The organism is Ruegeria sp. CK2 (genome assembly GCF_056536585.1).
Map to the genome: position 1 here is coordinate 1 of NZ_JBQFPW010000008.1, position 14,162 is coordinate 14,162.

12 protein-coding genes are annotated in these 14,162 nt (G+C 53.5%); 5 read left to right on the forward strand and 7 right to left on the reverse strand.

Annotated elements, in window-relative coordinates; translation table 11 throughout:
• Positions 1-459 precede the first annotated feature (459 nt).
• Entirely contained in the window at positions 460-1,350 is an 891-nt protein-coding gene (locus ACR0BU_RS13225; RefSeq protein WP_480737790.1) for a LysR family transcriptional regulator, read from the reverse strand.
• Between the two features lie 101 nt (positions 1,351-1,451).
• Between ACR0BU_RS13225 and ACR0BU_RS13230 the strand changes: the two genes are divergently transcribed.
• The 3 genes from ACR0BU_RS13230 (at position 1,452) to ACR0BU_RS13240 (ending at position 4,133) form a co-directional block, all read left to right on the forward strand.
• Complete coding sequence (locus ACR0BU_RS13230) at positions 1,452-2,096, forward strand: DsbA family protein (RefSeq protein WP_480737791.1); 645 nt, start codon at positions 1,452-1,454, stop codon at positions 2,094-2,096.
• 22 nt (positions 2,097-2,118) lie between these two features.
• On the forward strand, positions 2,119-3,012 hold the full coding sequence (locus tag ACR0BU_RS13235) for an SDR family oxidoreductase (RefSeq protein WP_480737792.1): 894 nt from the start codon (positions 2,119-2,121) through the stop codon (positions 3,010-3,012).
• A gap of 971 nt (positions 3,013-3,983) precedes the next feature.
• Positions 3,984-4,133 carry a molybdopterin-dependent oxidoreductase gene (locus ACR0BU_RS13240; protein WP_366871117.1) on the forward strand — a complete coding sequence of 50 codons (150 nt, stop codon included), beginning with the start codon at positions 3,984-3,986 and terminating at the stop codon, positions 4,131-4,133.
• Between the two features lie 882 nt (positions 4,134-5,015).
• Here the strand turns inward: ACR0BU_RS13240 and ACR0BU_RS13245 are convergent.
• From ACR0BU_RS13245 to ACR0BU_RS13255, 3 genes are read right to left on the reverse strand one after another with little or no spacing between them, the layout of a single operon-like run.
• On the reverse strand, positions 5,016-6,644 hold the full coding sequence (locus ACR0BU_RS13245) for an FAD-binding oxidoreductase (RefSeq protein WP_480737793.1): 1,629 nt from the start codon (positions 6,642-6,644) through the stop codon (positions 5,016-5,018).
• Positions 6,645-6,702: 58 nt separating this feature from the next.
• On the reverse strand, positions 6,703-7,326 hold the full coding sequence (locus tag ACR0BU_RS13250; RefSeq protein WP_480737794.1) for a glutathione S-transferase family protein: 624 nt from the start codon (positions 7,324-7,326) through the stop codon (positions 6,703-6,705).
• Between the two features lie 25 nt (positions 7,327-7,351).
• Positions 7,352-7,828, reverse strand: a complete 477-nt coding sequence (locus ACR0BU_RS13255) for a nuclear transport factor 2 family protein (protein WP_480737795.1) — start codon at positions 7,826-7,828, stop codon at positions 7,352-7,354.
• A 128-nt stretch (positions 7,829-7,956) separates the two neighbouring features.
• Here ACR0BU_RS13255 and ACR0BU_RS13260 point away from each other — a divergent pair, with 128 nt between their 5' ends.
• Positions 7,957-8,853, forward strand: a complete 897-nt coding sequence (locus ACR0BU_RS13260; RefSeq protein WP_480737796.1) for a LysR family transcriptional regulator — start codon at positions 7,957-7,959, stop codon at positions 8,851-8,853.
• A gap of 60 nt (positions 8,854-8,913) precedes the next feature.
• Here the strand turns inward: ACR0BU_RS13260 and ACR0BU_RS13265 are convergent, their stop codons facing one another.
• From ACR0BU_RS13265 to ACR0BU_RS13275, 3 genes are all read right to left on the reverse strand, one after another.
• Positions 8,914-9,702 (reverse strand): MOSC domain-containing protein, encoded by a 789-nt coding sequence (locus ACR0BU_RS13265; RefSeq protein ID WP_480737797.1) that lies wholly within the window; start codon positions 9,700-9,702, stop codon positions 8,914-8,916.
• Between the two features lie 104 nt (positions 9,703-9,806).
• Positions 9,807-10,745, reverse strand: a complete 939-nt coding sequence (locus ACR0BU_RS13270; protein ID WP_480737798.1) for an alpha/beta fold hydrolase — start codon at positions 10,743-10,745, stop codon at positions 9,807-9,809.
• Between the two features lie 801 nt (positions 10,746-11,546).
• The gene (locus tag ACR0BU_RS13275) at positions 11,547-12,503 is read right to left on the reverse strand and encodes a GlxA family transcriptional regulator (protein ID WP_480737800.1); all 957 of its coding nucleotides are present in this window, start codon (positions 12,501-12,503) and stop codon (positions 11,547-11,549) included.
• Positions 12,504-13,157: 654 nt separating this feature from the next.
• Between ACR0BU_RS13275 and dctP the strand changes: the two genes are divergently transcribed.
• Complete coding sequence (dctP, locus tag ACR0BU_RS13280) at positions 13,158-14,150, forward strand: TRAP transporter substrate-binding protein DctP (RefSeq protein WP_480737801.1); 993 nt, start codon at positions 13,158-13,160, stop codon at positions 14,148-14,150.
• Positions 14,151-14,162: the final 12 nt, after the last annotated feature.

The window sequence follows — 14,162 nt, forward strand, 5'->3', positions numbered from 1 at the left end:
CGCCCGCCAGCGCCCGAAACCATCATCCCGATGGATCACAGGCCGATGATGCACTAACAATCAAATTGGACCATTCAGATGAGGCTGCTCACCAGTCCTTAATACCCAGCCGTTCCTGCAACTCTTGTTCTCCTGCGTGAAAGGGGGAAGTCTCACGGTTCCAACCTGCCAGTTCCATTGGCTCATCCTGTCCTGATCTGGGGGAGGTGTGCGTGACAGCGCCTTTGCATAGCGAGACCCGGAGCTACCAGAACGCAAGCCAGAACGTGCCGGATAGCGTCGAACCGCTGGCCTCTCAAACGACAAACGCTAGTTGGCAGGTGTACTTGATTCTGTGTCATCTCTCGTCTCCCTTAAACGATGCCGTAAGTGTCGTTTCAGGGATACGAGACTAGAGATGTCAACTAAACAGAGCATATCGGGAATGAGCGTCAGTTAAGTACGAACAATCTAGCTTCGTCATAACGAGATGTTTTGATGAGCCAGCTCAAGGAATCGTTGAAGCGCATTTGAGCGAACACGGTTTGGTGGTGTCACAGTGTAAACGCCACCCTTCGCTAAAGACCAATCCGGCAACAGGCGTTTCAACCACCCTTTTCGCAGATCGTCTTTCAGCAAGAAATCCGGCAGCACCGTATAGCAGTACCCGTTCATGACATGGGCAACCATCGCGAGTGTGATGTTGATTTCCGACACAACATTCGGAGATACGGGCTTGGATTGGCTGTCTTTCTCGAACACCCATTCTGTCCTTCCGGACATGACGCTACTCTGAACGAACGGAAGACCAACCAGGTCATCCGGTTCGCCGATGTCGGCGCGTGCGGCCGTTGCGGGGGAACAGATTGCGATCACCTCAAAATCGAGCAGCTTGCGCGCCAAATTGCTTGAGTCGGCGAGCCAGCCGATCCGGAAAGCAAGGTCGAAGCGGTCTTCGATAATGTCGACCAGACCGTCTGACAAATGCAAATCCACCATGACTTCAGGATAGGTATCCTGAAACTTAGCCATAAATGGTGCAACGTAAGAGACCCCAAAATCCACCGGTGCCGTAATGCGTAGCGTGCCCTTTGGGGCCCTGTCCCGATCTTGAACACGTTCAAACGCGTTGTTGGCCTGCGTTAGCGCAGATTTTGCATCTTCATAAAACTGCCGACCTGCGGCAGTCGGTTGAAGGTGACGTGTATTGCGTAAGAGCAAAGGCGTCCCAACATCCTCTTCCAGCAACTGAAGCTGTTTGCTAACCACCGCCTTGCTAATCCCAAGCGCCTCAGCGGCACCAGTGATTGTCCCAGCATCCACTGTAGCGACGAAGTGGCTCAGACGGTTGAGGTTGTATCGACGGCTCATTCCAAGTTGTTAGCTTTTTGCTGACAGTATTTCAATATACTTTGCCTTTCGTTGACATTAGCAGCTTGTTACCTGTGCTGAGAACCAGACTGGAGGCTGTGATGACAGACGAAAAGCTCATCTTGATCTACGACACATTCTGCGGCTGGTGCTACGGGGCTTCACCGGTGTTTGACGCCTTGGCTAAGTCCAAAACCGAAATCGAAGTGCTTCATCGTCACCTGTTCCAGGGCGCGAATGCGCCCCGGATGAGCGACGGAAAAGGGGCGCAAATCCTACAAACCATACCTCACGTTGAGGCGTTGACAGGCCGGGCTTTTGGCGAGGCATTCAAAACCAACATCGCCCAACCCGAAACTGAAGTGGTGGAATCGGCACTGTCTGCGCAAGCCGCAGCGTTGATCCATGATCAGGGGCCGGAGAGAGAGTTTGCTTTACGGCGACGCCTGGAGAACCTTCATTTTCGAGAAGGTATGTCTTCTGCAAACCGGAATGAGATCGTCAAAGCACTGATTGCAGAAGGCGTTGCGCGCGGCGAGGCGGAGCGCATCGGATCGCCCGAGCTTGAAAAAAAAGCAGCAAACCTCGCCGCAAAGGCAGATGCCCTGATGGAGGCCGTTGGATCGTGTGGAGTGCCCACCGTTCTCAGAGTGCAGGGCGACACACTGGCACAACTGGATCACCAAGCCTTTTACGCTCGACCCGAGACCGTTCCCTCTGACCCAACTCAGCTTCCCAGCAACTAACCCAACTGGAGAGGACCCAGAAATGACATCCGATACCTCAAAAACCGTCGCAGTCTTTGGGGCAACCGGCGCACAAGGTGCCCCGGTCGTTCGCGAAGCCTTGGCCAAAGGCCATAATGTCCGTGCGATCGCACGGGACGCTGAGAAAATCAAAGCAATCCACCCTGATGCCATTGCGGTGGCCGCAGATCTTGCGGATGCAGACGCCGTGGCAAAGGCGCTTGAAGGCGTCGACGCAGCATTCCTTCACTTCCCGATGCCCAGTGGACCAGACGACAGCCAAAACTGGGCTGCCGCATTCTTTGGTGCGGCGCATAAGGTTGGGCTGCCCTTACTGGTCTTTGTGACCGGAGGCCCGTCTGGCGACCGGTTTCCCTCATCGGTGATCGTCGATGCTACGACCCAAGGCATGAACGCGGTGCTGAACTCAGGTATCCCTTCGATTGTTCTGCAATCGGCGGTGTATCTGGAAAACCTTCAGCCGGAGATATTCCTGCCGCTGCTGCGGTCCGAAGGCAAACTCGACTATCCACCGGTGGGGCCCAACATGAAGATGCAGTGGACCTCGCACAAGGACCAAGCCACGTTGGCCGTGGCTGCTCTGTCTCGCCCCGACTTGGCCGGACAGTCATTCGAAATTGGCACACCGGACGCGCTCACTGGCGCTGAGCTGGCGACGCTGCTTAGCGGCTGGGTCGGTCGCGATGTCGCCTTTGATCCAATAACGCCCGAGGAGTTTGGACAGCGGGTCGGCGATGCTCTGGGAAGCCCAGGTGCAGCCTTTGCGCTTGGTGATCTTTATGGTGCAATCGCACAGCTGGATGGCGACGCGATGTCCATCGACACCGGCTCACTCGAAGCCATTCTGGGGGTCAAGTTGACAAGCGTTGCAGATCATATCAACAGCTGGGCTTAACTTCTGCGACATATCCAAATGCAGCGCAGGAGACTTGAGCATTTTGAGGATGCCAATTCCAGAGGTTCCGCTTGGTCTCATGCGGCAACTTTCTTGTTGACTACCTAGCGCATTGAGCGAAGCACAATCACTATTCTTGAATACATATTCGGATCTCGAAATCCTGCCAAACTCTTAAGACGCATAATGATCTCACACTGAGTGGCGCCTCGTCGATCAAGAATGAGACCAGCGTCTAAACTGGGTCCAGGGGGGCTAGAAATGGACTATCATTACAACAGCAAGTGCGATGGGAAGGATTTTTCGTGCACACACGCCAAAGACACTTAGACACAATTCCTGTCGATCCGAGGACGATCATCCTCCCAATCACCTGTAATATGAGGCTACTATGTCTTCATCCTATTCCTACCCAAAGGGCGAAGACCGCGCTGCAAAAGGTAGTTTGATCATCCACCGTTGGCTTCTTGAGAATAGTCTTCTTGCCTTCCCTGCCGGTATGATCACAACCTAGGCGCCCTCAAATCCACTTCGAGTTCCTAATTGGAGCTCGGCACCCGGCCTACTCCAAAGCCAATGCGGTCAACCTTCACCGTTCGAAAGCTCCCGTTCTTGGTTTTTTCCTGAAGGCATCGGAGATGGGTCGGGCGTTTTCTCTATACCGCATAAAAAGCTTGCCGGGACCATCACATCCGACGGTCTGTTTTTTGAGCGCCACCATATTGGCATTCCCAAAATCAACCCGGAGATGCACCATTTGTCACTCACGGCTTGGTCGATCGGCCATTGCAGTTCTCCATCTCAAATCTACTGGCGTATCCGATGTAAACCGCGCCGCGTTTATCGAATGTGCTCGCAACAGCGCAGCGCTGGTGAACTGCACGGGTTGGTAGGCAACGCGGAGTGGACCGGTATTCCATTCGCAGCACTTTTTGGAAGAAGCCGCCGTCGATCCCGCGGGCTCTTGACTACTGGCGGAAGGTGCTGATTCGGCAAAGAAATCCCGAAATACCCCGGTTTCAAAGGCTTTGGAGGGGGATGTAATGATTGCGTTCTACCAGAACGGAAATTGGTTGCATCCGGAGCAGGGTTATCAGATGCGCCTCGTCGTCCCAGGATGACAAGGAAGTATGAGTATCAAATGGCTGCGCAGGATCAAAGTCACCTCAAAAGCCACGTACTCAAAGACGAAACTTAGAAACAAACCTTGTTGCAAAAGAATGGTCTTGCCCGGCAGTTCACTTTCGAACTTGGGATGAAATCCATAATCACGACACCCTCGTTTGGCGCTGCGCCCGTTTCCCGCTGAGTACTCTCAAATATCGTATCCGTTACAAGACTTCTTTGCTTCAGAAGCCATGGAGGACATTCGACTGCGTACCGTGCCACCCGCTCAAATGACGCCGCGGTGGAAACGTTCCACCGATGGTCTGCCCGTTATAGTGCGTCTGGCGAAGCAGGCCGGGAGGATCGCCGCTTACATCCCGGCCGGATCGGGAACTGTATCCCTGGCGGGATAAGGCAGCCAGTAGTTGACCTCGCGCTGCGTCAGTCGGAACTGTTGCTGAGCGAATTGGCATTCCGGTAAAAGGACACGAAGAAGCGGAGCTTTCAGTCTACATCGTGAAAGAGCGGGACCTGATCACTGACCCAGCATGCAGCGTGATTGGGGCGGCAGAAGAGTGCTACCACAAGATCACAAAGCTTGCGTGGTTTGTTGCCTACGATCACATCTAGATTGCTCGTCATGTGCTCAGTGGCTACACAAAACCTACCGATCCACCAGATTTGGCCCGCAAGTTTATGCAGCCTGTTGCATGGCTCTGTCTCGGCCGCCAAACGCCATCAACTACCTTGCCAAGCACAACATGCCGACACGGCTCTGCGGACTCATAGATTTGGCGAATGAGAAGAATGATCATTGGTGTCGAGGAATCTAGAACGCTCGAGCGACGCCCAGCGCTTCTGTTTGAACAACGGTGAAACGCTCTGAGCTTGGTTGCTTAGGCCGACGGCCCAAACATCTCGGAATGAATGTTTGCAGCAGGTATACCTGCTGCCTCTAAATCACTTGTGATCTCAGACAAGAAGCGCGCTGGCCCGCAAAGCATGAAGTGTGCGTCAGGTCCAGTCACCATCTCCAGTAGTGCAGCAGCAGTGATCCGACCGTTCGTGTCAAAAGTATCACCAGTGTTGGGGCGACTGTAGAAGATGTGTTGCTGTGCTGCAGGGAAGTCAGCCAGAAGCCAGTCAACTTCATTGCGTAGGGCGTGCTCCTGTCCGTTCCGCGCGCCATGCACAAACCAGACCGGGCGCGCACCATTTGCCGCCTTTGCTGCGTGCAACATCGACACCATTGGTGTCACACCAACGCCCGCACTGACAAGGACTAGCGGGCACTTGCTGCAGGGGATCACGAAGTCACCTGCCGGGTTTGAGGCCTCAATGACGCTACCCTCCCGGAGTTCGTCGTGAAAGAACCGAGACACGAGACCCTTCTCTTCTCGTTTGATGCTTAAGCGATACCCGGACGTGGAGCCCGGTGCACCGGACAAAGAATAGCTGCGCTTAGAGGTCCCGACCTGACCGGGGATTTGGATTTCAATCGGCAAGTGCTGCCCTGCTTCAAAGGAATGCAACGGTTTGCCGTCAACTGGGCTGAGGTAAAAGGATGTGATGTCTTTCGCCTCTTTCACACGACGAGCCACTTTCAACCGGCGAGTCAGATGATCTTGTTTCGCCCATCGCAAAGAAACTGCGCCAGGACGCGCAACGACGGCGTCAATTTCGACATTGATCATGCGCCATGCATCGGGGTCATGCGCGTTTTTGGGCTGCCAATCGACGGTTGCACGTCCGGAAACATGCAACAGGCCACCTGTCTCAAAGTCGACGAAGACCAATCCGACATGCGGGTCAGTGATCAGGTTGCCGATAGTGTTGAAGAGATTGTTGCCTGCGTAATCCGGGATGTGCAGGTGCCCCGCATCAGAAACATGGACAAAACCGGGAGCGCCGCCACGGTGCGAGGCATCGTATCCTCGCGAAGGCACATCCGCGCCCTGTTGGTGACCTGAGCCAATGAACATCGTGTCCGAACGCTGAATCAGCGCAATCTGGGAACGCGACAGCTGTGAACTTTTTTCTGCCGCGACAGGTATCCCGCGTTCAACACGGGTCCAGGCTCGCTCATGAATGTATTGCGGACAATTGCCAAAGGTCTGGCGAATGTCGATGTCATAGCCGTCGGCAGATTTACGAATGTGTCCGCTAAACCGATTGCGTCGTCGCGTCGCCAGTTCAATCCCAACGACGCCAACATCTGTGCCTGCATTGAATACATCGGCCAGCGGGTCCTGGTCGTCGATCTGCGTGTTGAGCGTTAATGATCGTTTGTCGGGCGAGCGAATAAATCCTTCATCGCCATCCACAAGCGTGACCCAGGTTCGGCCATCGGAATCCGCGCCGGCGACCACAAGGAAAGGCTGTGACGTATGAAACTCCCGGTGCTGCTCCGGCAAGTAGTCGCGGATAAACCCTCCAGCCCATTCCGACATGTCGCCAACACCGGCCCGTTCTTGCGCTTCGCGTTCGCCCGTGTGAAAGGGATTTTCTACCAATGCATCAGCCATGTCACTTGCCTTTCCAATCCTAAAGTGGATACCGCCACCACAGCGGCGGTCCTTTGAGCTATGCTAATGCCGGGATCGGCGAGGTCGCCATGCCGACGAACTTTGGCTCTGCTTCGACCCGGGCGAGCCATGCACGGACATTTGGATATGGTGCAAGATCAACGCCGCCTTCGGGCGCGTGTGCGATATAGCTGTAGCCCGCCACATCAGCGATCGTGGTACTGTCGGTTGCCAACCAGTCCCGACCGTCCAGATGCGCGTCCATCATCTTGAAAAGGGCATGGGCTCTGGCAACGGCCGCCTCGTGATCAAGCGGCGCACCAAATACCTTAACCAACCGCGCAGCGCATGGACCGGAATAGATGTTGTCGGCAGCCACCGTGAGCCAGCGTTGAACCTCGGCTGCCTGTTTGGAGTCCTGTGGCATCCACTTGGAGTCTTTGGCATAGGTCTGCACGAGGTAGACAAGGATCGCGTTGGAATCGGCCATGGTGTAGCCGTTGTCATCAATTGCTGGCACGAGACCGAAAGGGCTGATCTTCAGGTAATCCGGTGCTTTGTGAGCGCCATTGGCCATGTCCAGATCAATGGTTTCATAGGCCAGATCCAGAAACGCCAGCATGAGTTCGACGCGGTGGCAGTGTCCGGATTTAGGGTTACGGTACAGTTTAATCGGTGTCATTGTGATTTTCCGTTCTCTTCAAGTCTTATAGGTCAAGGTCGCTCAGACCAGGGTGATCATCAGGACGCCGACCTAAAGGCCAGCGGAACTTGCGCTCGGCTTCCGTTATCGGTTTTTCGTTGATGGACGCGTGACGATAGGCCATGAAGCCGTTCTCATCGAATTCCCAATTCTCGTTGCCATAGGCGCGAAACCAGTTCCCGCTGTCGTCGTGGTACTCGTAGGCATAGCGGACCGCGATACGGTTATCGGTATAGGCCCAGAGCTCCTTGATCAGCCTGTAGTCGAGTTCCTTATTCCATTTGCGGGTCAGGAACTCCTCGATCTCGGCACGGCCCTGCGGGAACTCCGCCCGATTTCGCCACTTGCTGTCGGCCGTATAGGCCAGTGCGACCTTTGCTGGATTCCGGCCGTTCCAGCCGTCCTCTGCGAGGCGAACCTTTTCAATAGCCGTCGCCTGGCTAAACGGTGGCAACGGGTGTCGGGGCGGTTCAGTTGACATGTCCAGTACCTCTTTGTCTAAAAAGATCTGCGCTTTCGGTATTGATAACCTCTGCCATCGAATGAATTAATAACTCGAGTGTGAAAGACATTATTTCATGAAACGATCATTGTGAGGCGGATTCCGATATGGATCGACTGCAAAGTCTTGAAGTTTTCATCGCTGTTGCCGAAGCAGAGAGCTTCGCGGGCGGTGCGCGCAAAAGCGGACTGAGCGCGCCATCAGCCACGCGGGGCGTTAATGCGCTCGAAGCACGTTTGGGGGTGCGCCTTTTTACCCGGACAACACGTAAAGTACGGCTCACCGAGCTTGGCCAGACCTATCTTGAGGACGCGCGCCATGTTTTGGCCCAGATGCAGGCCGCTGATGATGCGGCCAAAGGTGCGGCGACAAATCCAGTTGGGCAGCTTCGGATAACCTGTTCAAATGAATTTGGACGCATCTATGTAGCGCCCATCCTCACCGAATTTCTCGATACACACCCTGCCGTGACCGCCGACGTATTGATGGTTGATCGGATTGTGAACATGGTTGAGGAAGGTTTTGATCTCGCCGTCAGAATTGGCGAGCTGCCTTCGTCCGGTCTGGCTGCGGTTCGTGTTGGACAGGTGCGCCGGATAGTGTGCGGCACGCCGGGCTACTTTGAAGCAAACGGTAGACCGAGTATTCCAGCCGACTTGCAAGCCCATCAAATCGTCTCCGCCTCTCCTGTCAGTCCCACGACTGAATGGCGCTTCGGCCATGACATGCAGGATACAGTGCGCATCAAACCCCGTTTGACGGTCAGTAGTGTGGCAACAGCGATTTCTGTTGCCAAGCGCAGCTGGGGGCTGTGCCGTGTTCTGTCCTATCAAGTTGGACCTGATCTTGAGAACGGTACATTGGAGGCCGTTCTTGAAGCGTACGAACCCGCTCCGTTGCCCATCCATCTGGTGCATGTTGAAGGGCGTCGAGCCCCAGCGAAAATCCGGGCTTTTATTGATCTCGCGAAGGATCGCCTGAAAGCCACATCCGTTCTGAACTAGGCGCACGGAAACTAACTACGAGTGCTGAGGCTCAGACACACGTTGACAGTCGTGCCAGTGTTACGGGAGCTGTAGTTCCCCGGCCTTCCCCACGTTCAAAGTTCCGCCCGAGACAACTTCGACATAGACGCCCATATCCATGTGACCCAGCTCTTTACGGAGCAGATACGGCATTTTCAAATCGCGCTTAGCCGTCTCCGGGTTCACTTCAGTCGCCGCACATCGCTTAGTGCGAGACAAAATCCGAAACGCGACTTCTCCGAATTTCAAAGTACTGCCGACCGCATCAAGCTCGGCATATGATGGCAAACCATCGACTACGACATTGGCCCGAAACCGATCAGGATGTATCTTTGCACCAACCCGTTTTTCCATGTCCCGCACGGAGTTGAGGTTTAGAACCGAGATCGCGTTCATCATCTGTGGCGAAACCACCGACACGTCAGTGAAGCGATGCGGTGCCGAAGACACAAAAGTGGGAGGGTGTGGATCAGAGAGTTCCAATGCGCGGTGCAAATACCCGGCCGCTCCGTTGGAGGCCTCCGGATCGCGCATATCGAAGATCCGGGTGTCACTGCCTTTCCGGATTTCCAGTTCTTGGGTCTCGCTATGGAACATTGTTCGCAAACCCGCCAGACCCGCAACTTTCAGGAGAACAACGAAGCGATCTTTGGACAACGGCTTGGGGTCTTCGGGATCGAAGCCCGAATTGAATCGCGCAAACCCAAAAAGCCGGTCTCCTGGTATTCCCTCACCCGCGACAACACTCACTGACGTAAGCGACTCTGCGGACAGGCCTTTTACAGGAAATCGGTTCAACTCTCTGATGATAATAGATGTCTCAGTCACCGGTCGCTCCGTTAGACAGTGTTCTTCTTGTTTTCCGCGTAGCCGCGCTGGCACCACATGTTGCCAGCGCGGCAGTTTGTTTCAAAGACAGAGTTGCGAACACGTCAACGTGCCAACCGCTTTGACAAGAAGTTGCGCATGCGCAGTGCGATAACATCGCCATCCTCTTCCAACGCGAAATGTCCGGTATCAAGGATGTTGTAGTCCACATCCTTCAAATCACGAAGGTAGCCTTCGGCACCCGGAACCGGGAAATACGCATCGTTCTTGGCCCAAACTATCAAAGCAGGAGGCTGGTGTTCACGCATATACGCCTGCCACTCGGGGTATCTGGCCAAGTTGTTGCGATAGTCGTAAATCAGCCCAAGCTGGACGTCATGCATCCCTGGTCGGCTCATCGCCTGGTGATCCAGCAGCCAGTTGTCCGGCAGGATGCCATCCGGATTGCGCGTGCCATGCGTGTATTGCCAGCGCAGGCCTTCAACCGAGAAGATGTTAGGGATCAGCGTTGCTTCGTATTCTGCATCGCGCCCGTTTTCCCAAAGATGGGTCACTGGGGCCCAGGTCTCTAGATTAACGCCCTCAGCATAGGCATTGCCATTCTGAATGATCAGCGTTTCAATCTTTTCGGGACTAGCTGTAGCAATCCGAAACCCAACGGGTGCGCCATAGTCCTGCATATACATCGAGAAATTGTCGACGCCCATCTGCTCAAGGAAAGTGTCTACGGTCTCCGCAATATTGTCGAACGTATAGCTATAGCTGTCGGGCGACGGGAAGTCGCTGGACCCGAACCCAGGATAATCAGGCGCGATCAGATAATAATCGTCAGACAGCTCGGCGAGCAGCTTTCGGTACTGATGAGAGGAGCTGGGAAATCCGTGCAACAAAACGATGGCCGGATCGACAGGGTCCCCTGCCTCCCGATAGAAGATCTTGACGCCGTCGACGGTCTCATAGCCAACACGGACATCATCAGCAGACGCCGGTGTGAAGCTTAAACTTGCAACCGCAACAGCAGCACTGATCAGTAGATGTTTCATGGTTGTCTCCTGTGGTTTTGTCGTGGTCTGCTGCCACATCTAAATCGTGTTTGAGCGCAGACCGGGAAAGGTGGTGTTTCGTGCCAAAAGGACGTAGTTTAGGCTATTTCTTGAAACAATTCTGGTATTTCAAAATTCATTGATTTGTTGAATGATGGTAATAAGGTTGTCTCAATATGCTTGGCGATCATCACACTGGTGTTGTTAAGTCGCATCCGAAAACCAGATGAAGATCTGACAGCCACGATCTTCACGCGGCGCCTCACTTCAAAACAATTGAGCAAATCTTGACTTTGTTACTTTGTGATATGTGAATAACCGAAGGTCTTGAACCTGCGTCTTGGGTGTTTTCAATCTTTGACACGCGCCAGTCTTACGACTCAATACGCTTCATTTTTTGCAGCTCGCCTAATGCGGCCTCTATCTCGAAACTGCATATCAGGCATGCAAAAATGGCACTTCTACAGACTCAAAATGAAGTCTAGCTGCGCCTGAGAAACACCTGCAAACCCCGGAGTCACCGAGATGTCTAACAGCGTAAAAATTATTAAGGATGCTTCCATCATGATCACGCTGACAATCGCCGTCGTAGCCGGCAACGTCGCCCTCATGATGTTGTAATCCTCAGAGAGTGGGCATTGGGTAGACCTTTCGGCAAAGGTCAACATCCAATTCCTTCAATCAGGAACGGGCTGCGCTAAACGATAGTTCGCGCAGCCTTTTTTGTTTATTTGAGCCGCAGGTTCGGACAGGACAGGACAGGACAGGACAGGACAGGACAGGACAGGATTGAAATCATACCTATTCTAAGCTGTGCCCACCCTTAACTCGTATCTCGCGCGGGCTTTTCCCAAATTCGGTTCGATACGCGCTGGTTAAGCTTGCAACAGATCCGAAACCGGTGGCCAGCGCGACATCGACCAGTGTCATGTTGGTTTCTGTGACAAGGTTGTGTGCTCTCCCGACCCGAATCTTTTTGTAGTATCGACCTGGAGAAGTTCCGGTGTATTTCGTGAACACTCGCTCAAGCTGACGAACCGACAATCCTAACCTCATGGAGATATTTCGTGTCGAAATCGGGCATTCGACGTTATCTTCCATAATCCGAATAGCCCTAAGAATTTGTGGACCGAACGCGTTCATCAAATAGGTTGTACCGCAGGGCTGTTTGGACCTTCTGTCGCGGATCGATTGCAGAACCAGACGACTGCCGATTTCCGCTTTTTCTTGGTGTGATAAACTACTGGCGATGAGATCAATGACCAACTCGCTTGTGTAGTTTCCCCCTGTCGACGTGACTAGACTTCCAGAGACCTCAGCATATCGAAGCGATACATTTGGAAAGTCACCCAATTCCTCCAAAATCTGAACATCGCGCCAATGAGTGGTCGCGCAAAAGCTTCTACTTCGATAGGCACGAATAAATGCGGTTGCCGCCTCTGACAGCATCACGACATGACGATTGCTTCGTTGCATCGCTCTGGCCCTTGGTGACCACGCACTTGAATTTATTCGGTCACCACCGACGACAACCATAAATTCTTTCAGGTTGTGATCAAAAACCGACGGTTCAGCCCTTACGATCATCCCGTTGCGACTTTGTACCAAACCCGGTGTGTCCGATACAAAAACCCAACGAAAGCATTTCCGATTCAAGACCTGGTTGGCTGTTGATAGAACAGTTGCCACCGAAGACACTTCGAGATCAGAAAACTTATTCTGAACAAAGATTTCAAATGTTGTTGTAGCTTCATCCATCGTTCAAAGTATTGCGGGCATGAGTATCGGTGTTATCAACCGGGTTCGACGCTCATATGTCTTTGTGCTGAGCATGTTGCAAGTAATGATGCTGCTTAGGCCTTCGGAGCGTTTTGAGACTCGTCATTTCTTAGCCAATTGTACTCGGCTGGTCACAATCAGATCCCGTGGCCGGCTTTGAGTCCTGAAAACTAAACTATAGCAAATCAGCTATGCTATTGGATTTATCAAATTGACTGCCACCAGACCTCGGATGAGTCTGATGCGCCTGATGCTGACTGACCAGTTGTCCAAAACCTGCTAAGCGAAACATAGATCTCGACGTCCGGCTACCTCGCCTGAATGCCGCGCAATTGATTCGGGCTCTCGGAAGAAAGAGACGCCGCAAACGGACTTTCACCCATTGCGACGCTGACTCCCGCGGTACCAACGGCATTTTCACCCGCGTTCGAGAATAGCTCTTTCTATCAATAACCTAGTCAAGAATGACAGGATTTCGGAGCCCTATCCGTTCTACGAGCGCAACTTGTGTCAAAGCCCGCGAAAAAACTAATACTTGCCATAGCGTAATTTGCATCCCTGTGTTTGACCATAGGGCAACCTATGTTCAAGAGTTGCTGTTTAGCCAAATTCTTAAACCACGGGAGAATAGAAATGAATTTCACGTCACGTCTGATGATGATGACCGCCGCCGCGACGCTGGCCGCATCAACCGCTATTGCTCAAGATGTGCGCCTTCGCATCGCTGGTACAGTACCTGCAGAACACTTCGGCAACGCCGTGCTAGAACAAATGGCGGAGAACATGGAAAACGCCGGTGTCGGCCTCAAAGTCAAATATTTCCCGGCGGGCCAGCTCGGGTCCGGTGAAGAGCTTCTCGAGAGTGCCATACGCGGCAACGTGGATATGGTTCATGCCACGGTTTATGCGCAGAAAGATCCGCGCTTGGAGATCAACAGCCTCCCCTTCCTTGTCACCACCAAGGAAGAACTGGATGCGGTCTATGGCGATCCAAATTCTACATATAACCAAATTCTTGAAGAGATCCTGACGTCATTTGGTATCCAGCCGCTAGCGACCATTGGCGAGGGCCTGATCGGCATGATCGCAACCGAGCGGCCTGCGGACCCAACCGGCTTGGGCAACCAGGAAATGAACGTGCGCGCGTGGTCTTCACAGATCGCGAAGCAAACCATGGAAGAGCTGGGTTATCAGGTAACAACCCTGAACTGGGCTGAAGTGTTCCCAGCCGTACAGGCCGGCACCATTGATGGTGCTATCTGTTGTACGCCGGAATGGGCCTACACAACCTTTGCGGCCAGCGACGTGGGCAACACTTATGTTCCTTACAATGCGTTCATTGAAAGCACGATGATCTACGCCAACCAGGGCTTCTATGATGAGCTGAATGATGAACAGCGTGCCGTCGTTGAAAAGGAAACCGCCGCAGCTGCTGCAGAGATTAGCCGACTGGCCTGGGAACGCAGCCAGGGCTTTGTGAATCAGTTGGTCGATGCGAACTGGGAGATCGTAGAATTCACGCAAGAAGAGCGGGATGCCATTAAGGCGCACATACAGGCGACCGTGTGGCCGAATGTGGCGGACGTCGTCGGACAGGACATTCTTGACCGCCTGACCGCCAATTGAAGCCCAGCGACG

Bases quoted from the DNA above. Each gene is read 5' to 3' on its own strand.
- ACR0BU_RS13225 (WP_480737790.1), bottom strand. From the start codon at position 1,350: ATGAGCCGTCGATACAACCTCAACCGTCTGAGCCACTTCGTCGCTACA.
- ACR0BU_RS13230 (WP_480737791.1), top strand. From the start codon at position 1,452: ATGACAGACGAAAAGCTCATCTTGATCTACGACACATTCTGCGGCTGG.
- ACR0BU_RS13235 (WP_480737792.1), top strand. From the start codon at position 2,119: ATGACATCCGATACCTCAAAAACCGTCGCAGTCTTTGGGGCAACCGGC.
- ACR0BU_RS13245 (WP_480737793.1), bottom strand. From the start codon at position 6,644: ATGGCTGATGCATTGGTAGAAAATCCCTTTCACACGGGCGAACGCGAA.
- ACR0BU_RS13250 (WP_480737794.1), bottom strand. From the start codon at position 7,326: ATGACACCGATTAAACTGTACCGTAACCCTAAATCCGGACACTGCCAC.
- ACR0BU_RS13255 (WP_480737795.1), bottom strand. From the start codon at position 7,828: ATGTCAACTGAACCGCCCCGACACCCGTTGCCACCGTTTAGCCAGGCG.
- ACR0BU_RS13260 (WP_480737796.1), top strand. From the start codon at position 7,957: ATGGATCGACTGCAAAGTCTTGAAGTTTTCATCGCTGTTGCCGAAGCA.
- ACR0BU_RS13270 (WP_480737798.1), bottom strand. From the start codon at position 10,745: ATGAAACATCTACTGATCAGTGCTGCTGTTGCGGTTGCAAGTTTAAGC.
- ACR0BU_RS13275 (WP_480737800.1), bottom strand. From the start codon at position 12,503: ATGGATGAAGCTACAACAACATTTGAAATCTTTGTTCAGAATAAGTTT.
- dctP (WP_480737801.1), top strand. From the start codon at position 13,158: ATGAATTTCACGTCACGTCTGATGATGATGACCGCCGCCGCGACGCTG.